The following is a 22,321-nucleotide window of genomic DNA, read 5'->3' on the forward strand; positions in this document are numbered from 1 at the left end:
TAAAACACAAGATAAATCTTATCAGTTAGGCTTAAATAAACTAGCTAAGTTATATGCACTGTCACCAGCAGAATTATCTAAGGTATTGAACATAAGTTGGGATGCAGACCCAAAATTAACACACATTAATGACGGTGGTTATATTACGGTTGAAAAAATGAAGTATTTAGATGGAAGTATTTTTTACAAAAGTAAGCTAAATTTTAGTTATCATGTAGCAGAGGAAGATTTCGATGATTATTTCAGTCGTGATTAATATTGGATGTATTTTAAGTAGATGCTGCATCACTATTTTTAGAATTACACTCCAATCATCTACATTAAACAACAAAATATAAAGTTGTTATTATAAAAATGACCGATAATGGGTTACAAATATTAAAATTTGGAAGGTTTATGAGTCGCAATATATTTTCCATGAAGAAACAACTGGTATTAATGTTTGTAACGACTACCATACTGGTTTATTTTTCTTTAGCTGCCATCTTACATTATGCAATTGAGAGGCACTTTTATCAGCAAGACTATGCCCATTTAATAGGTAAATACAACTCAATTACTAAAGACGAGCTCAAAAAACCGGACACTATTTTGAGTTCACTGGTAAATGGTCCGACCTACCTATGGCTGATAAAAAACGGCAAAGTGTTAGATCAGAACTCAAATATTACTTTTCCTAATAAAAAACTATTAATGACTAACCCACAAGTGAACAATAATAAAAAAGCGATTGAATGGTTAGCCGATTCTTTAAATATTCGAGCATTTGCATTCCCTGTCGATGAAAATTACTCACTCGTAATGGGTCTTAATATAAATCATCATAAAGCTTTTCTTTATGAGTTCAGGTTGATTTTATTATGGTCAATGGGAATTATGCTGGTTATTTCTGCACTTTATAGCGTGATGATTGTACGAAAAGGTCTTCGACCTATTTCAAGGCTAAATACTCATATCAAAAAAATTGCACCTAACCAACTTGGGATCCGTATCCCTATTAATGATCTACCTGTAGAACTGCATGAATTAGCGACAACACACAATAAAATGTTAGATCGGTTAGAGACCGGTTTTTCAAGACTGAGTGAGTTTTCTTCGGATATTGCGCATGAACTGCGCACTCCTTTATCAAATATTAAGACACAAAATCAAGTCATATTGTCCGTTGAGAGAAATAATGAGGAGTACCAAGAAACTGTAGAATCGAACCTAGAAGAACTGAACCGAATTATAAAAACAATTAACGATATACTCTATATAGCAAAAGCAGAAAACTCACTAATACATCGTAATGACGAGTGGTTAAATATTGAAAATGAAGTTAAAAGAATTGTTAATTATTTTAATATTCTTGCCGAAGAGCAAGCTTTAACGATTGAAACAAGCGGTCAAGCTCGAATATATATGGATAAAAATATGTTTGAAAGAACGATGAATAATTTATTATCAAATGCAATACGGCATGCGGATGTTGGTTCTAAAATTAAAGTGGATATTCTATCATTTACTGATCGCATTCTAATCACTGTTGGTAATTTTGGTCAGACAATACCACCAGACGTCATCCCTCATTTATTTGATCGTTTTTATCGGGAGGATAAGTCACGTCAACATACGCATAGCGTAGGTGCAGGTTTAGGTTTATCAATTACTCAGTCAATAATTCACGCTTATTCTGGTAGAGTTTATGTTCAGTCGGAGCAGGGGTATACTTCATTCACAATGGAATACCCTGTGAATGAATGTTAATGGTTCTTTTTCATAACAAGTTTTCTATAATTAAGCTAACACTCCCAATGGTAAAATAAAAAATGAAATTACTGATCATAGAAGATGAGCCTAAAACAGGTCGCTATTTAAAGAAAGGATTTACAGAGTCAGGGTATATTGTTGATCTATCTATAGACGGTGTAGATGGTTTATATAACGCAACAACTAATCCCTATGATCTAATAATCTTAGATGTGATGCTGCCTAAACTTACAGGCTGGCAAGTATTACAAGCAATAAGAAGTAGTGAGATTAACACACCAATCATCATGTTAACGGCAAAAGATCAAGTAGAAGATCGTGTTAAAGGTTTAGAGCTAGGGGCAAATGATTATGTAGTAAAACCTTTTGCTTTCATCGAGCTACTTGCTCGAGTAAAAAATGCGCTAAGAAAAAATAACACTTCATCTGCATCAGATACTGTTTTATCACTAGCGGATTTATCACTCGATTTATTGAAAAGAACGGTACATAAAAATAATGATCTCATTTCTTTAACTGCAAAAGAATTTTCATTACTAGAACTACTTCTAAAAAAACAAGGCGAAGTTTTTTCTCGTTCCGCTATTGCATCCATAATTTGGGACATGAATTTTGATAGTGATACTAATGTAATAGATGTTGTCGTCAAAAGATTACGTGCGAAAATTGATAAACCATACGATATTAAATTAATCCATACAGTTCGTGGAATGGGATATAAGGTTGATTTTTTATAAAACCATGGTGCTTTCAAATCTATAGTAAATTGTAAACGCTGACTGTCGCTTTTCCGTTTTACGATAACATCACCAAAGAGTGTCGTTAGCTTCCGCTTGGTATGGTGTTTAGTGTGGGTAAGATGTATTCCTTGCTCGGTATAAACGTCATAATTTGTTTTTTCATTGACGGTTTTGAGGTCGAGATAACCCCTCTAATTTGAATGGAAATAAAGAGATTTTTACCAGCTATGGCCCCAATTAGTCTTTAGAATATTTCAAAAAAGAAACTCATGGCGCTTTTTATATTCACTGTATTTTGCTGGTCCTTTTCATGGGAAAAGAACCACAACTGTATTTAAATAGCCTTTAACTTTCAAATTGATCAATAATTGGGCAGTTTGACTTCTCATCTCCACTGCATTTTTGGGTGATACTTTTTAAACTCTTTAGAAGTACTTGTTCTCGGTTTATTCTTGTTTGTAGTTCTTCAATTTTTTGAGAGATAATAACTTTTACATCGCTACTTTTTCTGGTGCTATCTTTAGATAACGCTAATAACTCTTTGGTTTCTTTTAAACTAAAACCTGCGTCTTTAGTTTTTTTTATAAAATGTAGATGTTTGATTAAAGCACTTGGGTAATAGCGGTAATCTCTTTCATTACGAGGTGGTTTATCTATTAAACCTATCTGCTCGTAATAACGGATAGATTTCATAGATAAACCTTGTTTCTTTGGCTGCTTGGCTGATAGTTAGCATGACTAACGCTCCATTAGTTATTATCTTTATGTTTTTAGATCTTTTACAAAGTATGATTAATCTTTTGGTTGTTTTTTCTTTGACTTCCTGGTGGTGCTTGGTGGCAACTAATCGGTTTATGTTTAGCATTGTCCATTATATTTTTATCGACGAATTTATAATAACCTTCTTTTAAATGGTTCCACCAATCATCAGAAATGTCTGCACCATACTTACGCACGATACATTCAATTATATCTAAATTTATATGAGTTGCGTCATAAGCAACGTGAAGTAGGCCACCTTTAATATCAAGAGTTACCCCGTCAACGCCAAATGATTGATCTATTTCATATGAAATTTTAGGTCGGTTAAATTCAGTTAACCCTTTTAATTGGAGTTTTCTGCGTACTAAGTTAACTTCTGTGACACCTGCTCGATGATTTATATTACCCATTATTATTTCCTGTTTTTATTTTTGAATTAGGATAAATGTAAATGGTTTTACTTATGATCCTTATCATTATGGTGATTTCCATGCATAAAAAAATGTATCAATGGACATAATAAAAGAATTGCAAAGGGTAAATACTCAAAAAAATGTTGGTTATGGTTAGTCAGTAAATAGTAAGTGATACCTATTACTGCTATTACTATCATCCCGCCTTGAGGGGTGAATAGAAAAGTCTTAAATTTATTTATCATGGTTATTACCTCAATATTTAATTCGATCGAATTTTAAAAGTTAACATTTATAATGTTATTTACTCGACTACTAGATAACCTCTGTACATTTGCATTGGACAGTGAAATGCATATTTCCCTTTTTCCATAACGGGTAGTGAAATTTCAATGACTTTGTTTAACGGTAATTCTTCACTAATTTCAAAATCAGGAAAAATTAACGTTGCCGCACATGGAGTCGGATCTTTACGAATAAATTTAATAACACTACTTGTGTTGGCTTTTAGTACAATATTTGATGGTTGATAAACACCGTCTTGCACAACAACATTTATCTCCCCATTGATTTTTTTTGATAAGTTTTTTTGTTTATTACTTGGGGAGTAAAGCCAAAACCACCAGATAATTAAAACAATCAAAATGATGCCAATAAAGTTAACAATTAACATAATATTCTCCTAATGATCTTGTGGTTTAAAAAAGCGTAAACGATTGGCATTACTGACTACTGTTAATGATGAAAGCGCCATTGCAGCCCCAGCAATAACAGGGCTAAGTAATAACCCAAAGAATGGGAATAAAATCCCTGCTGCAAAAGGAACTCCTGCAACGTTATAAATAAAAGCACCAAATAAATTTTGTTTAATATTACGTAAGGTTGCTTTACTCACTGCAATTGCATCAGCGAGGCCATGTAAAGAGCCCCGCATTAATGTTATATCTGCACTTTCAATTGCGACATCAGTCCCGGTACCAATTGCGAAACCAACATTCGCAAGAGCGAGTGCGGGCGCATCGTTAATACCGTCTCCGGTCATTCCGACTATTTCACCTTGTGCTTGTAATTCCGCTATTTTTTGTGATTTTTCTTCCGGTAGGACTTCCGCGAAAAATTCTGTAATACCTACTTTTTGTGCCACAGCTTTTGCTGTTGCATGATTATCTCCAGTGAGCATGACCACTCGAATACCATTTTTTTGTAAGCGTTGAATGGCAGAAATAGAATCTTCTTTGAGCGGATCAGCCACTGCGATAATTGCAGCTAAATCACCATCAATAGCAAAAAACATGGGGGTTTTAGCTTCGCTGGCCATTTTCTGACTAATATCAAGGCTGTCTTTATTAACATTGATACCTTGCTCTCTCATTAATTTGTGATTTCCAAAAAACAATTTTTTATCACGAACGACTCCTTCCACACCTTGGCCTGCAATGGCATTGAAATGTTCTATTTTATCTGTATTTAAACCTCGTTCATTTGCCGAGTCTACAATGGCTTGTGCCAATGGATGTTCAGAGGAAATTTCTAAACTTGCCACTAATTGTAATATTTGATCTTCTTTCATTGAATTAATACGGTAAACATCAGTAACTTTAGGCTCTCCTAAGGTAATAGTGCCTGTTTTATCTAATACCATCGCTGTGATTTTTGAAGCGCTTTGCAGTGCTTCACCATTTCGAATAAGTACGCCTGCCTCAGCCGCTTTCCCCACACCAACCATCACCGACATAGGTGTAGCGAGTCCCAATGCACATGGGCAGGCAATAATTAGTACGGTGGTTGCTGAAACTACGGCAAAAGCAACACTTGGTTCTGGACCAAAGTTTAGCCAAATTAAGGCACTGGTAATTGAGATAATCATAATGACAGGGACAAAATAGGCGGAAATAATATCAGCCAAGCGTCCTATTGGCGGTTTAGAATTTTGTGCTCGCTTAACCATTTTAATAATTTGTGCGAGCGCAGTGTCTTTACCGACGCGTGTAGCGCGGAAAATAATAGATCCACTTTTATTAATGGTTCCAGCAACGACTTCATCACCTAATCGTTTTTTTACCGGCATTGGTTCGCCAGTTAGCATCGACTCATCAATGGTTGTTTTCCCTTCGGTAACAGTGCCATCGACCGAGATGCATTCACCAGGGCGAACGCGAACAAGATCATTTAATAAGACTTGTTCAATGGCAATATCGATGTCTTTACCATCACGAATAACACGTGCCGTTTTTGGTTGTAAACCTATTAATCGTTGTATCGCTTCGCTAGTACGTCCTCGAGCCTTAACTTCAAGTGCTAACCCTAAATTAATTAAACCTATGATCATTGCACTGGCTTCAAAATAGACATGTCTTGCCATTTCAGGTAAAGCCATTGGATAAATAACAACAACCATTGAGTATAACCATGCAGTGCCAGTTCCTAACGCAATTAGCGTATCCATATTCGCGTTGTGATTAACAAAAGAGCGCCACGCACCGATATAAAAATGCTTACCTGCAAAATACATGACAGCAGCACAGATAAGACCAATGGACAACCAAACGAATCGCTCCATTGGTGAGTTTACGGTCATCGGCCCCCCCAGAAGGCTATAGGCCATTAATGGCACCCCTAAGCCTAATCCGATCCACATTTGTAGCATCAGTTTTTGGTAATATTTTTGCTCTGCTTTCTCTTTGTCATCGAGTAGCTGTTCATCACTCGCATTATCAGTACTTTTGGCGTTATAACCTGCGGATTCAACCGTTTTTATAATAGTATCTTCTGTGACATCTCCCGTTACAGAAAGGGTTCTAAGGGCAAAGTTCATTTGTGCTTGTTGGACATTTGGTAGTGCATTTAGGGCTTTTTCTATTTTACTGACGCAACTTGCACAACTTGCACCTTCTACAAGCAATTCTTGGCTTTTTGTTTGAGGCGAATGAAAATCTTTATTTATGAATGTTTGTTCTTGTGATGAGTGAGTGTTGTTCACTGCTTCTTCTTTAGAGGGTAAGGTTGTTTTATAGCCTTTTTCTTCAATCAAATTCATAATTGATTTTAATGTCTGATCATAATCCACAGTCGCTTCAATCGATAATTCTGCACTTTTTGATGCAAAATCCACCTTCGAATTAACCCCTGTTATTGTATTTAAAGCTATTTGTAATCGACTTGCACAACCTTTGCAGGTCATACCATAAATAGATAATGTGAAACTTGTAGGTAAGGACATGACTCCTCCTTATTTCATTTTGATAGATGCCTTAATAATAATCTTAATCCTTACTCTGGGGGTAAGGTCAAGTTTGTTATTTTAATAAATAATGAATGCTGAGTTTTTAAAAATTAAAAGTCTTTATCCTGAAAGATGTTCAGTGTTTGTGATTTATCATCAAACGATACATTATCAATACCGAAGACTTGGTCAATTTCCGCTAAGATATTATATTTGTTTTCATCGGTAACTTTTTCTAACTTTAAGGACCTAATCACCAAGCTAACTTCTCTAACCCCTACTTTGTGATCTAAATTACTCATCTTATTATTCTCCTCTAGAAATGAGACATGGTTTTATGCTGAAATGTTTACAATACTTCCTTAAGGCACTGGTGAATATTTTTACGTTAAAAAAATATGGGGGAAGCAAAACAAAGCAGGTTGCCTAAAAAAAAATCGCCTATTCATTTCGAATCTAAATCTAAAATTACGACTTATGGGGTGGAAGTAGAGATAAAATCCGAGGGATCTGTATGTACCTAATAACAAATAATTACGTATTAATCGAACTAGATTGATTACGTAATTTGATTGAATTGCTTTCTAACAGATACTCCAATACAGGATAGGTAAAGTTGTCGTATTAATTTTTTAAAAAATAACACTTAACTTTACCTTCCATATTATTTGTACTAATTTTATCTATTTGAATCAAATTCACGATAATGATATTTTACATTGACTAAAGCTTTATATTGGATGGTGTTTGGCTGTTTAGAATACTCTTTCACTGTCACTTCTTTATCCACGATCATGGCTGATTGAACATCTACATCAAATTTAGATATATTCAGAATAGTTATTAATTCCATGGATGATTTACCATGTAAATTATCCATGATTTTATAGCCTTGTTGATACGCCGCTTCTCGACTAGAAGTTGGTTCAGAAATTAAAGTAGATGTTCTTGATATTAAAGTATAATTTGCTGTATTTCTCATATGGGCTTTATCCATGACCTCAGTCGAGTCTGCCATAGAGTGGGTACTTACTAATAACAATGTTGTTAATGCTAATAATGATTTTTTCATAACTGCTTTCCTTTTGTGTGATTGATTAACACGAATGATAAACAATTGAAATGACATCAAGCTGTCGCAAAAATTATAATTTTGTCATGTTCAATTCAAAAGAGGAATTCTGTACCCCAAGTAACCAGACCATAAAAAAAACAGGGAGATGTAAGCATTCATTGATATAGAAAAAAGTTCGATCAAATTTATGAAATGCCATTCGTCATTTTAGAAGTTAATACAAAAAATAGTATTCCATGAAACTGTTTATTAAAAACGATGCAATGAAAGCTAATATGACTATTGCCTCGCTCATATGGATATTTCGATAGATTTATTAATACAATCTAGTTTTAAAGAGAATGTAAGGTATGAACATAGTGAGGGGACTATCGCTTTTATTCTACTCTGGTGAATATTTCTGCTTGCTTTATAAATTATATTGTAGAATCAATTTAAAAAATACAATCTGACAAATTTGTCATGTTCTTGTCATGTTCTAGAAAGAAATTGTTATGTACTGTAGCGCTCATATGCAATTATTATAGTCGTTAGAGTCTTGAATGGCCTTTGTTTCATAGCGTTGAATCTTGGCTAGGTTAATTCCAAAACCAATAAATGTTTATTACTATGCCCTAGCTACAATATAATCTTAAAAATAAAAAAATCTAATCGAAGAGTAGAAAGCAGGCACTATGAAAAATTTACATTCATACAAATTGAAAAAAAGTAACATATAAAACTTGACGTTACCCATAAGTAATAGGCTAGTATACAAATAATCCATTTATTATCGAAGGTATTATGAAACGATTCATTACATTAATATTGATGCTTACAATACTGTTAACTTTCACTCAGAAAGTCACGGCGTTTGCACCTCTATTAGAAAATGAAACGAGTTCGATGGTGAATTGTTCGATGTCTATGAGTTCAAATGAATTACACATGGATATGAGTAAAATTGATTGTGGTGGTGATGAAATGGCCCATACAATTGAATGTCAGAGTGATTGTCACTTTATGACGATGGTTTCTGTGCTTTATTTTATCGAGCATAATCACACATCTTCCCAATTGCAAAGCCTACTCACTTACCAAACTAACATAAATGCTTCTCCTTACTATTTTCCTGAATCTTTGTATCGCCCTCCTTTTTTAAGTTGATTTTTTCCTCAGTTCTTTATTGAACTACAATTTGATCTTAGGCTTGTGTATTTGCCTATCTATCAAACTATAAATTAATTTATTTTTATCAAACTCCAACTTTAAAGCTTAATGTTATTTTTTAAAACTTATTATTATTTTTTAAAAATTACATTTGTAATAAACAGGAGTGCGAATAAAGGAAAGCATGATGAAAATCACCCGATCTATATTATCGAGCAGACGTCTTACTCTCAATACTGCGCTGAAGAGCCTATTTAGTTTAACTTTTTTGCTTAGTTTCAATCTCTTTGCTCAAGGAATTACGCTCATTGATGCAGAGCAGTTAGCGATTAAATCTGACCCTGCACAAGAAATATATCAAGCACAACAAGCCAGTTTGATTTCACAAGGTATTGCAGGTTCAACACTCGCCGATCCCATGATAAAACTAGGTGTCGCTAACATACCTACCGATAGTTTTAAATTAGACCAAGAGGCTATGACGCAACTGACCTTAGGGCTTTCACAACAATTTAGCCGTGGTTCACAACTTGAATTAACCCAGAAAGGCTTTAATCAACAATCGGAGATAGCCGTTTATCAAGGTTTAGATCGTCAGTTAAACGTTAAAAAAACCGTGCGAGCGCTTTGGTTTGAAATTCTTTTTATTGATAAATCGTTACAGATAGTAAAAGAAAATAAAAGATTGTTTTCAGGGTTTTATCGAGATTTAGAATCTAAATATTCTTTAGGGTTAGCTGAGAATGAAGACTTGATCCTTGCAGAAATCGAGATCAATAAATTTGATGAAAAGCTTGCTGCGTTAGGCCAACGATCCCTTAATTATCGTAGTTTGTTAAGCGAGTACATCGGTGAATACGCTTATCAAAAACTGCCAACTGAAGTGCCACAATGGTCTGAAACAATGTTTTATGTCAATACGCTTAATGCAACCAATAATAAGCATTACAGTTTACTTACTGAACACCCAATGGCCAAAATGTTAGCGCAAAGTATTTTAGTGGCAGACAACAGCATCGATGTTGCTGAGCAGGCTTACAAGCCTAGCTTTAAGGTCGAAATGGGTTATGGGCACAGGTTAGATACCGAAATGGGGGAGCGAAGAGCAGATCTTTTGAGTGCTTTTGTATCAATGGATATTCCTTTGTTTACCGATAAACGCCAAGATCAAACACTGATTTCAGCACAACATAATAAAGGGCAAAAACAAGCTGAATACCGCTTGTTATTACGCCGACTTAATGCGTCATTAAATGCTGAAATTAGTAATTACCAACAACTTCAAGAGCGTATAAGTCGTTATCAAGACAGTTTGTTGAAACAGGCAAAATTGCATACCAAGTTGCTAGAGCAAAGTTACCAATCTAATACTCGTCCTTTCCAAGAGGTTATTGATGCCTACATCCATGAACAGAACCTCTCTTTAGAATATCAAAAGCTGTATTTCGACGGACTTAAAAGTCTCTCTAACATTCGTTATTTTCAAGCTCTTTAATAGGAAATTATTATGCGTTATTTATTAGTTTTAATCGTGGGTTTAGTGGTGGGTTTTTTTGCCACTTATAATGAACAACTCAACAGTTTATTTGCACAAAAAGATATGTCATCAGAGCCTGAAATTTTATATTGGGTTGCGCCAATGGATGCAAACTATCGTCGAGATAAAGCCGGGAAATCACCAATGGGTATGGATTTAGTACCTGTTTATGCTGAAGCAAAAAATGCACAAAAAGCAGAGCCAAAAATTTTGTACTGGGTCGCGCCAATGGATGCTAATTATCAGCGTGACAAACCAGGGAAATCACCAATGGGCATGGATTTAGTTGCCGTTTATGAAGAGGTCGGTGGTCAGTCAGAAGAGGGGTTAGTCACTATTTCTGCCGCAGTGGAAAATAACTTAGGTGTACGCACTGGTCTGGTTGTGAAAGATGAATTCAACATGCCCATTAATACGTTGGGCATAGTGCAAGCCAATGATGATGCAATTTGGCAAATCAATAGTCGTGTATCGGGTTGGATTGAAAAGCTCTATGTAAGATCCGTAGGTATTGAGGTTAAAAAAGGACAGCCCTTATTTGAGCTTTATTCACCAGAGTTAGTGAAAGCACAGGAATCATTATTTAATGCAATTAACCTAAATCGTAGGGCGTTAATTAATTCATCAAAATCCCGTTTAGAAGTATTAGGGGTAAGTAATGAACAAATTAAAAAAATAATTAGAAATAGAAAAGTATTACAAAATATCACTATTTTTGCACCGAAAAAAGGTACGATTTCAGAACTTAAATTAAATGAAGGTGGATTTATTTCTCCTGCGACTCAAGTTATCACCGCAGTTAATTTAGATACTGTTTGGGTGGATGTTGAAGTATTTGCAGGGCAAGTTTCACTGGTTAAAGTGGGCGATGCGGCTTCTATGACCTTAGATTATTTTCCGGGACAACAATGGGATGGAAAGATCAACTTTATCTACCCTGAAATGAACGCAAGCAACCGTACTTTGCGTGTTCGTGTGCAATTCGATAACCCAACGGCACAATTAAAACCTAATATGTTTGCCAGTATTATTTTAACCCCTGAAATGAATAAAAGCAGACTACAAATTCCTCGTGAAGCGGTGATTTATGCGGGCAACATGAATCGAGTTGTATTAGCAAAGGGTAATGGTCAGTTTAAGTCTGTGATTGTGAAATTAGGCTTGGAAAATAAGAAATCAGTGGAAGTTTTATCGGGTTTAAGTGAAGGCCAAAAAATTGTGACTTCTGCGCAATTTTTATTAGACTCAGAGTCCAGTATCAGTGCTGATTTTGATCGTATGTTAGAAATAGAAACAAATAAAAAAACTGAATCTGAGCAGGACTCAAATATTGAAGATGACGACCTTGATTGGTTAGATTTAGGCGCTGATTTTGATCAGACATTACCAAGAGAAGTGTTTTTAGGCATGGCTGCTAAAGAGGTGACTTTATGATTGCTCATATAATAAATTGGTCAATTAAAAACCGTATTATGGTTTTATTGATCACCGTTGCGATTGTTGCTTATGGGGTGTTCTCTGTTCAAAAAACACCCATAGATGCCATTCCCGACCTTTCTGATGTTCAAGTAATTGTTAAAACTAGTTACCCAGGACAAGCGCCGCAAGTGGTTGAAGACCAAGTAACCTACCCGTTAACCACGGCGATGTTATCGGTGCCTGGAGCAAAAACGGTACGTGGTTATTCTTTTTTTGGTGACTCTTATGTGTATATCATTTTTGATGATAATACTGATATGTATTGGGCGCGTTCACGCGTGCTTGAATACCTTTCGCAGGTGGCACCCGATTTACCACAGGAAGCTCGCTCGGCATTAGGCCCTGATGCAACCGGGGTTGGTTGGATCTTTAGTTATGCATTAGTCGATAAAAGTGGAAAGCATGATTTAAGTGAGCTACGTAGTTTACAAGACTGGTTTTTAAAGTTTGAATTACAAACCGTCGCAGGCGTCTCGGAAGTTGCAACGGTAGGCGGTATGGTCAAACAGTACCAAGTACGCGTTGATCCTAACAAATTACGTGCTTATAACATGCCACTCAATAAAATCAGTAAAGCAATTCAAAATGCCAACCAGGAACGAGGCGCAAGTGTTATTGAAATGGGTGAAGCTGAATATATGGTCCGTACCTCGGGTTATATCTCATCTATTGATGATCTCAAATCTATTCCATTACATGTTAACGCACAAGGCACACCGCTACTGTTAGGTGATGTAGCGACAATAAACTTAGGGCCACAAATGCGCCGTGGTATTACTGAACTTAACGGCGAAGGTGAAGTGGTCAGTGGCGTGATTGTGATGCGCTTTGGTGAAAATGCACAGGGAGTGATTGCCGCAGTTAAAGACAAACTTAATGAGCTTCAAAAAAGCTTGCCCGATGGAGTAGAAATCGTTCCTACCTATGATCGCTCGGAGTTAATTGGTAATGCAGTAGAAAACCTTTACTTAAAATTACTCGAAGAATTTATCGTGGTGATTTTGGCCTGTGCCGCTTTCTTATTCCATTTCCGTTCTGCGTTAGTGGTGTTATTAAGCTTACCGGTAGGGATTTTTGTCGCCTTTATTATCATGTCATGGCAAGGAATTAACGCCAATATCATGTCTCTTGGTGGTATCGCTATTGCGATAGGCGCCATGGTGGATGGTGCGATTGTGATGATCGAGAATGTTCATAAACATATGGAAAGAACTGAGCTGACGGATGAAAACCGCTGGCAAGTAATCAGTAAAGCAACGCTTGAAGTTGGACCTGCATTGTTTTTCTCATTGCTAATTATTACCTTTAGTTTCTTGCCTGTTTTTGCTTTAGAGGGGCAGTCGGGGAAAATGTTTTCGCCACTCGCGTTTACTAAAACCTATGCGATGGCAGCCTCAGCGGGCTTGGCAATCACGTTAATTCCAGTATTAATGGGTTATTTCATCCGCGGTAAAGTATTACCTGAGCATAAAAATCCGTTAAATCGTTTTCTTGTCGCTATATATACGCCTGTACTGGCTTTGAGTTTACGTTTCCCTAAGTTGGCCATTAGCTTTGCATTAGCTATTTTATTAGTTGGATTCTATCCAGTGACTAAAATCGGCAGTGAGTTTATTCCGCCGCTTGATGAAGGTGACCTCATGTATATGCCAACCACTTACCCAGGTGTTTCGATTGGTAAAGCGCGTGAGTTATTACAGCAAACTAATAAACTGATTAAAACCGTACCGGAAGTAAAAACAGTGTGGGGAAAAATTGGACGTGCTGAAACGGCGACAGATCCCGCACCTCTGACCATGATTGAAACCACCATCCAATTTATACCTAAAGATCAATGGCGAGCAGGCATGACTAAAAAAATGCTGATCGATGAATTGGATAGCCTGATTCAATTCCCTGGATTAACTAATGCTTGGGTAATGCCGATTAAAACCCGTATCGATATGTTAGCCACGGGGATTAAAACCCCTATTGGTATCAAAATAGCAGGGGCGGATTTAGGTGAAATAGAAAAAATTGGTAAGCAAATTGAGACTATCTTAAAAGATGTCGAGGGTACTGCTTCTGTCTATGCTGAGCGTGTAACGGGTGGCCGTTATGTGAAAGTGGATATTAATCGTGAAAAAGCGGGGCGTTATGGGCTAAATATTGCAGAAATTCAGCAACTAGTTGCTGTAGCAATTGGTGGTAAAAACATCACCGAAACCATTGAAGGGTTAGAGCGTTACCCGGTTAATTTACGTTATCCAAACGATTATCGCGATTCAATAACCGCACTTAAAGGTTTGCCGATTGTGACGCCAAGCAAAATGAATATTAGTTTAAGTGATGTTGCGAATGTTTATATCGAAGCGGGTGCGCCGATGATTAAAACAGAAAATGCGCGTCTCAATGGTTGGATTTTTGTTGATATTGAAAACGTTGATTTGGGCTCATACGTCAAAAATGCACAACAGGTTGTGAATGAACAAATAGTGTTACCTGGCGGTTACTCACTGGTGTGGTCTGGGCAATACGAATATATGGAAAAAGCCAATGCTCGTTTAGCAAAAGTAATTCCTGTGACACTTATTATCATCGTTATTCTTTTGTATTTAGCTTTCCGTCGAGTGGGAGAAGTCTTGCTGATTTTAGCGACACTGCCTTTTGCTTTAATGGGCGGAATTTGGCTGATGTTTTTACTTGGTTTTAACTTCTCGGTTGCAGTAGGGGTTGGTTTTATTGCACTTGCAGGGGTATCGATAGAGATTGGTGTCATTATGCTCTTGTATTTAAACCAATCATTAGAAGCGAAAAAATTAGAACGTCTTACAGACTTTAATTTGAATGATTTAAAAGACGCTGTAATGGAAGGGGCTGGTTTGCGTGTACGACCGGTGATGATGACCGTAGCCGTCGTAGTGATGGGATTAGTCCCTATTATGTACGGTGATGGTACTGGCTCTGAGGTTATGCAACGTATCGCCACACCGATGATAGGTGGCATGGTTAGTGCGATTATTTTAACTTTACTTGTTTTGCCCGCTGTCTATTTCCAATGGAAAAAAATCAGCCTGCGCAAGAAAATAAATATGGATTAATCTCGACAGTAAATGCGCTCTATTAAAGGGCGCTTAACTTAAGACAAAATATTTAAAGTAAAAGTTTAAATTAAAAATTCAGATAAGTGACTAATTAACTAAGCACAAAAGGAAAATAAAATGAATATTAAAAAAAGTAAAATTGCATTAACACTGAGTGGTTTATTATTTTTATCCGTCCCTTTTTCAAGTGCGTTTGCGGATGAGGACCACTGTGAAATGAGTGCAACCATGATGTCGATGAAAAGCGAACTAGTTGGTTATGTAAAAGGCTTTAAAGGTGATGATACAAATAAGATGCATCAACATATGAATGAGTTATTAATGCTCAGTGAAAAAGCCACTGATGAAATACCTGCAAATATAAATGCAATGCCCGAAATGGATCATTCGAAAATGGCCATGAAAGATATGCCAGCCATGGACCATTCAAAAATGGACATGAAGGATATGCCAGAGATGGACCATTCGAAAATGGATCATTCAAAGATGGACATGAAGGATATGTCAGCCATGGACCATTCAAAAATGGACATGAAGGATATGCCGGCCATGGACCATTCAAAAATGGACATGAAGGATATGCCAGAAATGGATCATTCAAAAATGGATCATGGCGACATGAACATGAATAGCGCTGATCACGACATGGCTTCAATGCCAACGATGGAAGGAATGACCAATGAGCAACATCATCAACATATGATGCATATGCAAAGTATGACTGGACTTAATGACCTATTTAAGCAACTTGATGAAACAGAAGATAAAGAAGAAATTAAGGTTCTTTTGGGTAAAGTTAAAGCGCACAGTAAAAAGAATAAATTGTTTAGCAAAGATTGTAATTAAATCAAAGGGATGTTGATGAAACATAAAATTGCATTGGGTTTGTTTTTATCTTTACTACCTGGCTTTGTAATGGCGACATCACCAGAACAACTTTTCAAAACAGCGGGAGGATATGGGTGCACCGCTTGTCATGGAAAGTATGCACATGGAGGCGGCTTTGTTGGTGGGAATATCCGAGGTGCTACACGAGAAAAATTGGATATTGCGTTCGAAACGCAGCCAACAATGTTATTACTCGCGACCGTAATGGATGAAAATAAACGCAATGCATTGGTTGAACATTTAGCTTCGCTTTCTGAAATGCAGTTACTTGAATGGCGCATTGGGGAATCTACAACAACTAAAGTGGTCACCGTAAAAGCTGACCATCGTGCTCAATTAGTTCTTTTTAATGGCACGTTTGACACCTTGAGTTTAGATTTATCTGCTCTAGGTGAGACTAACAATTATCAGATTAAAGCATACGATACACAAGCAATCACTTGGGTGCCTAAAGCAGGCCGTTACCCATTATTTTTTAACAATGAACATTTTGTTATTGATGCAAATTAAAGGATCTTTATTATGAAACTATCGACTAAAGTATTAGCATTTACGTTAACTATGGCGAGCTTTTCTGTCATGGCAAAGGCAAGTATTGAATTATATAAATCACCGACTTGCGGTTGCTGTAAAGAGTGGGCCGCGATAATGGAAGACAAAGGTTACACAGTGAATGTCCATCACCAAAATGATTGGTCAGAAGTTAAAAAAGAGTTTGGGATGCCACCACAATTACAGTCTTGTCATAGTGCAGTAATTGATGGTTATTTAATTGAAGGGCATGTACCTGAATCAGATATAGCACGCTTATTGAAAGAGCGTCCTGATAACATATCTGGACTTGCCGCGCCAGGAATGCCCCAGCATTCACCCGGTATGGCAAGACCTGGTGCTGAATACAAGGATTTCAAAGTGATCTCTTTTTCGGATGATGGTTTGGCTTTATACAAGGAATACTAAGATATCCTTAGCTAGGCCCATAAACGGATTTTTCCAAATTTATATGTATTGTTAATACAATTGATTAACAAATATGCGGTTATACAAAACCAAATACTGACTCTTCGATTCAGTGTTTGATTTTTCACTAAAAGAGAGATGAGATAAAAATGAAAGTATTTAAAACGTTAACCATATTAAGCCTCGTTTTATTAAGCAGTTTGGTGAGTGCTCATTCGGGGTTAAAAGTTTCAACGCCTGAAAATGGCGCTATGTTGGATAAATCACCAGAAAAAGTGATGCTTGAATTCAAAACACCAATAATGTTGGTTAAATTACAACTCATAGGAAAATCAGGAAAATCAGGAAAGCCGATTAAACTTATAAAATCGCCAAGCAAAACCTATAACAAGATATTTAATGTTGAATTGCCTGAGCTTGATATGGGCAGTTATAAAATTAAGTGGGTAGTGATGGGTAAAGATGCGCATAAAATGAAAGGAGACTTTACATTTATGGTACATGCCTCTGATATGGACAAGATGCCAGTCAATTCAGATGGACATGCACATAAACATAATTAATACCAAAAGAATTAAGAAGGTGATCATCCTTGCTGGTTAAAATTATCCCTAACCGCGTTGTGAGTTTTGAAGTGAGAACAACTATCTCCTACAACTCACGTCTTATTAGTGTTAATTTTTCCTGCGCAATTTCTGATCACTTATTTAATTCCATTGGTATAAGTGAGGCCTAAATGATTGAATTAACAATTTGGGACATAAGTAACATAGTCTCTAAACTATTGATCTATATTGGCGTCGCCACGTTGATTGGTGGCCCCTTTATAGCGGCTTTAATAAAACCATCAGTTAATAATAAAGCGATTCATAATTATATAATTATAAATAGTGTTTTAGGTTTTATTGCGGTAATTGCAAACTTTTTTATTCAGGTTGGTGCTTTCTCTGAAACGGGTGTTTCAGGGATGTTTGATATTGATATGATTAGTTTTCTTTGGCAAAGTGAAGTTGGTAGTTCAGTTATATGGCGATTGCTCGCATTTATTAGTCTAGGGGCGGCATTGCTCTTTGGCAATCTGAATGTGAGATATGAAGTATTTAGTTTCAAACATACCATATTTTCATGCTTATATGTCGTTACGATCTTTTGTGTTGCCTATTCATTTACCTTTGTTGGGCACAGTGCCGATATAGGTGGGGTGGCAAAATGGTTGATAGGTTTTCATATTGTCACGATGACTTGGTGGATTGGCGCGTTATATCCTTTATGGATTAGTTGTAAACTATTACAATCGCCTGCATTGTATAAGTTAATGTGTTTATTTGGCCAAATTGCGATGTTTATGGTGGGTTTATTAATTGCTTGTGGCGTCGGTTTGTTATTTTTATTTTTTGAATCACCACTTGAGTTGTTTACTACCCAATATGGTCAAGCAATGTTATTAAAGCTTATCTTTGTTGCGGGAATTTTATTGATTGCAGCTTATCACAAATATCATCTTGTAGAAGAGGTGCAAGAAGAAGCAATCTGCCACAAGTTACAAAAATCAATCAGAAATGAAATGATAATTGCAGTGATAATTTTAAGCATCACCGCTGTGTTGTCATCTGTTCTCGGCCCCGTTAGTTTAGCTTAAGTTACAGAAAACAATCTATCTACAGGCACTGTCAACTTAACAACCCCTCAACCAATTGTGCGATAATCTGCTGATGAAAAATTCAAATATCTACGCAGGTTATCGATATCCTGCACAAATAATTAGCCATGCAGTTTGGCTTTATCACCGTTTTACACTTAGCTTTCGTGATATTGAAGAATTGCTTGCGGCCAGAAGTATCGTTGTTAGTTATGAAACGATTCGTCAGTGGTGCAAAAAGTATGGATCAATTTATTGCAATCAAATAAAAAAGAGCCGTGGTCAGCTTGGAGATACTTGGTATCTGGATGAGGTTTTTATCAAAATAAATGGTGTATTACATTACCTGTGGCGAGCAGTAGATCAAGACGGTGATGAAACAGATATTTTAGTACAAAAGCGTAGGGATAAAGGCGCTGCCATGTGTTTCTTTAAGCGGTTATTAAAAGGGCAGGGAATGATGCTGTTGAAGATTGTGACAGATAAATTAGCAAGTTACTCCGTAGCAAAAAAAGAATTAATACCAAGTGTTGAGCACTCAACCGTTCAGCATAAAAACAAAGGGTGTGACTTATCACATCAGCCTACCCGGCAACAGGAAAGGCAAATGCGGAAGTTTAAATCCCAAGGACAAGCTCAACGTTTTTTGAGTTGCCATGGTGTGATTAATAACTTATTTCGGCCAGGGCGTCATTTAATGCAAGCTAAACATTATCGTCTTTTCCGCGATCGTGCGTTCGTCGAATGGAGTAGGGTGAGTGGTGTCCAAAATTTAGATTGAGGGTTATTTTATTGCCTTTAGTCATCCTGGTTACATAAGTTGACAGTATCCCCAATACCTTTATTTAATCGGGTATACATACAGATAAGATAATTTGGTAATACCTGATATGCGAACCCCCTCAATAGGATATTTCTATCTTTATCCTCTTGAGGGGGTATTTTTGTGTTTATCCTTTAAAGAGGATATTTCTATGTTTATCCTCTTTAGGGGATATTTTTGTGTTTATCCTTTGAAGGGTATATTATTGTTTTTATCCTGTGTGGGGGATATATGTTTTTTAGAGAAATACACCTCTATAATCGTATAAATAATAAGGAACTTTGATATGGTATATAGTCCTAAACAACTCGCGGATTTAATGCTTTTAATAAGGCAAAAAAATAATTGGACTCAAAAAGATCTGGCAAAAAGAGTTGGAATAAAACAAGCAACTATTTCAAAATTTGAAAATACTCCTGATACAACAACCCTTTCAACTTTTTTCAAACTGCTTCAAGCGATGAATTTAACGCTAAAAATTGAAGATAAAAATACAGTAAAACATAGCAATGATGAGGACTGGTAATGCAAGAGCTAATCGCCTATATGAATGGGGAGCTTGTCGGCAGTTTAAAGAAGCATTCGAATGGTGCTCATTCATTTCAGTATGACCAAACTTGGATCGATAATGATAAGGCTAGACCATTGTCATTATCATTAAAGTTGCAATTACCTGCTATTCACTCAGACGCAGTTATTAACTATTTTGATAATCTTTTACCTGATAATCCTCAGGTCAGAGACAGAATTGTTACAAGATATAAAGTTGTCTCTAAGCAGCCTTTCGATTTGCTCAAGGAAGTAGGTAAAGACAGTGTTGGGGCAATAATGATGCTACCACCAGAGCAGCCTTATCAAAAAGAGCCTCTTAACTATGAAATATTAAAAGAGCAAAAACTTGAGGCTGTACTTTCTGCCTATAAGTCAGAGATACCTTTAGGGATGCTAGAAGAAGAAGAAGACTTCCGGATATCAGTCGCTGGAGCACAAGAAAAAACAGCGCTTCTTTTGTTAGAAGGAAAATGGTGCATACCTAAAGGTAACACGCCGACAACACATATAATAAAATTACCAATAGGTGAGATAGAGCAAGCAAATGCAACGTTGGATTTAAAGGATAGTGTGGAGAACGAATATCTTTGTATTGAACTTGCTAGAGAGCTTGGTTTTAAAGTACCAAATGTCGAGATAATAAAAACTAAAAATATCAAGGCACTCGCCGTTGAACGTTTTGATCGACTCTGGAATAGAGATAGAACAAAGTTATTACGTCTACCCCAAGAAGATATTTGCCAAGTATTTGGAAAACCCTCATCGATTAAATATGAATCTGATGGAGGGCCTGGAATAGCTGAAATAATGAAATTATTAATGGGGTCTAGTAATGCACTTGAAGATCAATATAACTTTATGAGGTTTCAAGTGTTTCAATGGGTCATAGGTGCTACGGATGGGCATGCTAAAAACTTTTCTATCTTTATAGAGAAGGGTGGAAGTTATAAGTTAACTCCATTTTATGACATATTGTCTGCTTACCCTGTTCTCGGAGGACGAGGATTAAACATAAGAAAGTTAAAACTTGCAATGGGTTTGAAAGCAACAAAAGGTAAGAAATACGAGATAAATAAAATTTTACCTCGTCATTTTCTTGATACTGCTAAAGCAATAAATTTTGACCAAGCTAAGATGAAAGATATTTTGATTGATTTAAAAGAGCAGCTGCCAGAAGCTATATTTCGACTTAAAAAAAAGCTCCCTGAAGATTTTCCCAAACATGTATCAGAACCAATTTTTGAAAATTCGATGAAAATTCTGAATAAAATTTAATCGTAGAATGATGTCATCTTATTTTACTGACTGTTTGTAATGGTTTCTTTGTTTGTTGTGATTGAATTGGGTTATCTTTTATTATTAAAAAATAAAGTCTGGTAGTTAAAAATTTTTCTAATTTAGATAGCTTATCAATGTATTAAAAATACAAATTTGTTGAATTTTTCAACAGTAAAGCTCAGTGATTTTGTTGTTTTAGAATTTAAATGGTCGTTATTAATGTGACTAAATGGTGGCCAAAAAATTAATTGGGCAGTTTTTTTGATCTAAATTGGGCTTAAATAACATTGTTAAATGACATTGTTAAATAAAATTTAAGCATCTGTTTTTAAATGATTTTTTTGTTTCATTTCCCTGGGGGGATATTCACTGGCCACTCGGTCCCAAAGTTTATTTTGAAATGGTGTAGATAGTAATCCATTTCCTCGTTTCTGTTCCTCTGGCTTTACTTCTAATTTTTTTTTTCTTCTATGATTTGTGCGCCAGCAAAGCCCCCAATGTCAATATTATTAGCTAAACTTTCTAAAATAGGGGAAGTAGAATGGCGCAGTTTATCAAAAGAAAATAAGGCTTTATAAAATTCATCTGCCGTATTAATGATGGTATTTTCAGTTAGGTTATATACAACTCTAAGCCATTCGTTTAACTCTTGTGAGTCCGTTGCCCTAGGCAAGTAATTATAAAAAGCATAAAATCTCAACTTATCATCGTAACTAGCGTCGTTTTTTAACACGCTTATGAACGTATTTTCTTCAGAGTAATAATAGTCATCAGTTAAGTACGTTTTTATTTTATTATCGGATAATCCTTCACTATAAATGAGATCTAAAAAGTTAATGAGACGAACAATTAAACCTTTATTTAAGCCATTTAATTCGCGATATCTTGAAAGTGTTATCTGTTGCAGCCGTCCATTTTTACCAAAAAAATCACCACTGTTTACATGAAGTTCAATAGGTGACGTTTTA

Annotated in this window: 21 protein-coding genes and 2 pseudogenes; 15 read left to right on the forward strand and 8 right to left on the reverse strand. The window is 36.0% G+C overall.

What is annotated here, in order from left to right:
• The 3 genes and pseudogenes from MT391_RS19190 to MT391_RS19200 all read left to right on the forward strand — a co-directional run.
• A pseudogene (locus tag MT391_RS19190) lies at positions 1-256 on the forward strand (hypothetical protein); the annotation flags it as partial.
• A 140-nt stretch (positions 257-396) separates the two neighbouring features.
• Positions 397-1,749 carry a heavy metal sensor histidine kinase gene (locus MT391_RS19195; protein WP_499499592.1) on the forward strand — a complete coding sequence of 451 codons (1,353 nt, stop codon included), beginning with the start codon at positions 397-399 and terminating at the stop codon, positions 1,747-1,749.
• A 62-nt stretch (positions 1,750-1,811) separates the two neighbouring features.
• Positions 1,812-2,489 (forward strand): heavy metal response regulator transcription factor, encoded by a 678-nt coding sequence (locus MT391_RS19200; protein WP_499499594.1) that lies wholly within the window; start codon positions 1,812-1,814, stop codon positions 2,487-2,489.
• 348 nt (positions 2,490-2,837) lie between these two features.
• Here MT391_RS19200 and MT391_RS19205 read toward each other — a convergent pair whose 3' ends face one another.
• From MT391_RS19205 to MT391_RS19235, 7 genes are all read right to left on the reverse strand, one after another.
• Complete coding sequence (locus MT391_RS19205) at positions 2,838-3,185, reverse strand: MerR family DNA-binding protein (RefSeq protein ID WP_499499596.1); 348 nt, start codon at positions 3,183-3,185, stop codon at positions 2,838-2,840.
• Positions 3,186-3,271: 86 nt separating this feature from the next.
• Entirely contained in the window at positions 3,272-3,664 is a 393-nt protein-coding gene (locus MT391_RS19210) for a hypothetical protein (protein WP_499499598.1), read from the reverse strand.
• Positions 3,665-3,711: 47 nt separating this feature from the next.
• Entirely contained in the window at positions 3,712-3,912 is a 201-nt protein-coding gene (locus MT391_RS19215) for a DUF2933 domain-containing protein (RefSeq protein WP_499499600.1), read from the reverse strand.
• A gap of 59 nt (positions 3,913-3,971) precedes the next feature.
• On the reverse strand, positions 3,972-4,340 hold the full coding sequence (locus MT391_RS19220) for a cupredoxin domain-containing protein (protein ID WP_499499602.1): 369 nt from the start codon (positions 4,338-4,340) through the stop codon (positions 3,972-3,974).
• Positions 4,341-4,349: 9 nt separating this feature from the next.
• Positions 4,350-6,887, reverse strand: a complete 2,538-nt coding sequence (locus MT391_RS19225) for a heavy metal translocating P-type ATPase (protein ID WP_499499604.1) — start codon at positions 6,885-6,887, stop codon at positions 4,350-4,352.
• Positions 6,888-7,000: 113 nt separating this feature from the next.
• Positions 7,001-7,192 carry a hypothetical protein gene (locus MT391_RS19230; protein WP_499499606.1) on the reverse strand — a complete coding sequence of 64 codons (192 nt, stop codon included), beginning with the start codon at positions 7,190-7,192 and terminating at the stop codon, positions 7,001-7,003.
• 377 nt (positions 7,193-7,569) lie between these two features.
• Positions 7,570-7,962, reverse strand: coding sequence for a DUF3316 domain-containing protein (locus MT391_RS19235; protein WP_499499608.1), 393 nt, complete (start codon positions 7,960-7,962; stop codon positions 7,570-7,572).
• A gap of 786 nt (positions 7,963-8,748) precedes the next feature.
• Here MT391_RS19235 and MT391_RS19240 point away from each other — a divergent pair.
• From MT391_RS19240 to MT391_RS19295, 12 genes are all read left to right on the forward strand, one after another.
• The gene (locus MT391_RS19240; protein ID WP_499499610.1) at positions 8,749-9,111 is read left to right on the forward strand and encodes a hypothetical protein; all 363 of its coding nucleotides are present in this window, start codon (positions 8,749-8,751) and stop codon (positions 9,109-9,111) included.
• 187 nt (positions 9,112-9,298) lie between these two features.
• Positions 9,299-10,609 (forward strand): TolC family protein, encoded by a 1,311-nt coding sequence (locus tag MT391_RS19245; protein ID WP_499499612.1) that lies wholly within the window; start codon positions 9,299-9,301, stop codon positions 10,607-10,609.
• 12 nt (positions 10,610-10,621) lie between these two features.
• Positions 10,622-12,085 carry an efflux RND transporter periplasmic adaptor subunit gene (locus MT391_RS19250; RefSeq protein WP_499499614.1) on the forward strand — a complete coding sequence of 488 codons (1,464 nt, stop codon included), beginning with the start codon at positions 10,622-10,624 and terminating at the stop codon, positions 12,083-12,085.
• Positions 12,082-15,210 (forward strand): efflux RND transporter permease subunit, encoded by a 3,129-nt coding sequence (locus MT391_RS19255; RefSeq protein WP_499499616.1) that lies wholly within the window; start codon positions 12,082-12,084, stop codon positions 15,208-15,210. Before MT391_RS19250 ends, MT391_RS19255 begins: the two co-directional genes overlap by 4 nt.
• 120 nt (positions 15,211-15,330) lie before the next feature.
• Positions 15,331-16,059: a hypothetical protein gene (locus tag MT391_RS19260; RefSeq protein WP_499499618.1), complete on the forward strand. Its 729-nt coding sequence runs from the start codon at positions 15,331-15,333 to the stop codon at positions 16,057-16,059.
• 15 nt (positions 16,060-16,074) lie between these two features.
• Positions 16,075-16,611: a hypothetical protein gene (locus MT391_RS19265; RefSeq protein WP_499499619.1), complete on the forward strand. Its 537-nt coding sequence runs from the start codon at positions 16,075-16,077 to the stop codon at positions 16,609-16,611.
• Positions 16,612-16,623: 12 nt separating this feature from the next.
• Positions 16,624-17,061: a DUF411 domain-containing protein gene (locus MT391_RS19270; RefSeq protein ID WP_499499621.1), complete on the forward strand. Its 438-nt coding sequence runs from the start codon at positions 16,624-16,626 to the stop codon at positions 17,059-17,061.
• A 149-nt stretch (positions 17,062-17,210) separates the two neighbouring features.
• Complete coding sequence (locus MT391_RS19275; protein ID WP_499499623.1) at positions 17,211-17,624, forward strand: copper resistance CopC family protein; 414 nt, start codon at positions 17,211-17,213, stop codon at positions 17,622-17,624.
• A gap of 173 nt (positions 17,625-17,797) precedes the next feature.
• Complete coding sequence (locus MT391_RS19280; protein WP_499499625.1) at positions 17,798-18,700, forward strand: CopD family protein; 903 nt, start codon at positions 17,798-17,800, stop codon at positions 18,698-18,700.
• A 73-nt stretch (positions 18,701-18,773) separates the two neighbouring features.
• A complete protein-coding gene (locus tag MT391_RS19285) occupies positions 18,774-19,481 on the forward strand; it encodes an IS6 family transposase (RefSeq protein WP_499499626.1) in 708 nt (235 codons plus the stop codon).
• A gap of 328 nt (positions 19,482-19,809) precedes the next feature.
• The gene (hipB, locus tag MT391_RS19290; protein ID WP_499499627.1) at positions 19,810-20,049 is read left to right on the forward strand and encodes a type II toxin-antitoxin system antitoxin HipB; all 240 of its coding nucleotides are present in this window, start codon (positions 19,810-19,812) and stop codon (positions 20,047-20,049) included.
• Positions 20,049-21,350 carry a type II toxin-antitoxin system HipA family toxin gene (locus tag MT391_RS19295; RefSeq protein WP_499499628.1) on the forward strand — a complete coding sequence of 434 codons (1,302 nt, stop codon included), beginning with the start codon at positions 20,049-20,051 and terminating at the stop codon, positions 21,348-21,350. The genes hipB and MT391_RS19295 overlap by 1 nt, the downstream gene beginning before the upstream one ends.
• A gap of 454 nt (positions 21,351-21,804) precedes the next feature.
• Here the strand turns inward: MT391_RS19295 and MT391_RS19300 are convergent.
• Positions 21,805-22,321 (reverse strand): annotated as a pseudogene (locus tag MT391_RS19300) (DUF262 domain-containing protein); the annotation flags it as partial.

The organism is Vibrio sp. 1-Bac 57, assembly GCF_037546855.1.
Classification (GTDB): domain Bacteria; phylum Pseudomonadota; class Gammaproteobacteria; order Enterobacterales; family Psychromonadaceae; genus Psychromonas.

What these genes read in the sequence shown, in the direction of transcription:
- MT391_RS19195 (WP_499499592.1), top strand. Translation starts at nt 397, where the DNA reads ATGAGTCGCAATATATTTTCCATGAAGAAACAACTGGTATTAATGTTT.
- MT391_RS19200 (WP_499499594.1), top strand. Translation starts at nt 1,812, where the DNA reads ATGAAATTACTGATCATAGAAGATGAGCCTAAAACAGGTCGCTATTTA.
- MT391_RS19205 (WP_499499596.1), bottom strand. Translation starts at nt 3,185, where the DNA reads ATGAAATCTATCCGTTATTACGAGCAGATAGGTTTAATAGATAAACCA.
- MT391_RS19210 (WP_499499598.1), bottom strand. Translation starts at nt 3,664, where the DNA reads ATGGGTAATATAAATCATCGAGCAGGTGTCACAGAAGTTAACTTAGTA.
- MT391_RS19215 (WP_499499600.1), bottom strand. Translation starts at nt 3,912, where the DNA reads ATGATAAATAAATTTAAGACTTTTCTATTCACCCCTCAAGGCGGGATG.
- MT391_RS19220 (WP_499499602.1), bottom strand. Translation starts at nt 4,340, where the DNA reads ATGTTAATTGTTAACTTTATTGGCATCATTTTGATTGTTTTAATTATC.
- MT391_RS19225 (WP_499499604.1), bottom strand. Translation starts at nt 6,887, where the DNA reads ATGTCCTTACCTACAAGTTTCACATTATCTATTTATGGTATGACCTGC.
- MT391_RS19230 (WP_499499606.1), bottom strand. Translation starts at nt 7,192, where the DNA reads ATGAGTAATTTAGATCACAAAGTAGGGGTTAGAGAAGTTAGCTTGGTG.
- MT391_RS19235 (WP_499499608.1), bottom strand. Translation starts at nt 7,962, where the DNA reads ATGAAAAAATCATTATTAGCATTAACAACATTGTTATTAGTAAGTACC.
- MT391_RS19240 (WP_499499610.1), top strand. Translation starts at nt 8,749, where the DNA reads ATGAAACGATTCATTACATTAATATTGATGCTTACAATACTGTTAACT.
- MT391_RS19245 (WP_499499612.1), top strand. Translation starts at nt 9,299, where the DNA reads ATGATGAAAATCACCCGATCTATATTATCGAGCAGACGTCTTACTCTC.
- MT391_RS19250 (WP_499499614.1), top strand. Translation starts at nt 10,622, where the DNA reads ATGCGTTATTTATTAGTTTTAATCGTGGGTTTAGTGGTGGGTTTTTTT.
- MT391_RS19255 (WP_499499616.1), top strand. Translation starts at nt 12,082, where the DNA reads ATGATTGCTCATATAATAAATTGGTCAATTAAAAACCGTATTATGGTT.
- MT391_RS19260 (WP_499499618.1), top strand. Translation starts at nt 15,331, where the DNA reads ATGAATATTAAAAAAAGTAAAATTGCATTAACACTGAGTGGTTTATTA.
- MT391_RS19265 (WP_499499619.1), top strand. Translation starts at nt 16,075, where the DNA reads ATGAAACATAAAATTGCATTGGGTTTGTTTTTATCTTTACTACCTGGC.
- MT391_RS19270 (WP_499499621.1), top strand. Translation starts at nt 16,624, where the DNA reads ATGAAACTATCGACTAAAGTATTAGCATTTACGTTAACTATGGCGAGC.
- MT391_RS19275 (WP_499499623.1), top strand. Translation starts at nt 17,211, where the DNA reads ATGAAAGTATTTAAAACGTTAACCATATTAAGCCTCGTTTTATTAAGC.
- MT391_RS19280 (WP_499499625.1), top strand. Translation starts at nt 17,798, where the DNA reads ATGATTGAATTAACAATTTGGGACATAAGTAACATAGTCTCTAAACTA.
- MT391_RS19285 (WP_499499626.1), top strand. Translation starts at nt 18,774, where the DNA reads ATGAAAAATTCAAATATCTACGCAGGTTATCGATATCCTGCACAAATA.
- hipB (WP_499499627.1), top strand. Translation starts at nt 19,810, where the DNA reads ATGGTATATAGTCCTAAACAACTCGCGGATTTAATGCTTTTAATAAGG.
- MT391_RS19295 (WP_499499628.1), top strand. Translation starts at nt 20,049, where the DNA reads ATGCAAGAGCTAATCGCCTATATGAATGGGGAGCTTGTCGGCAGTTTA.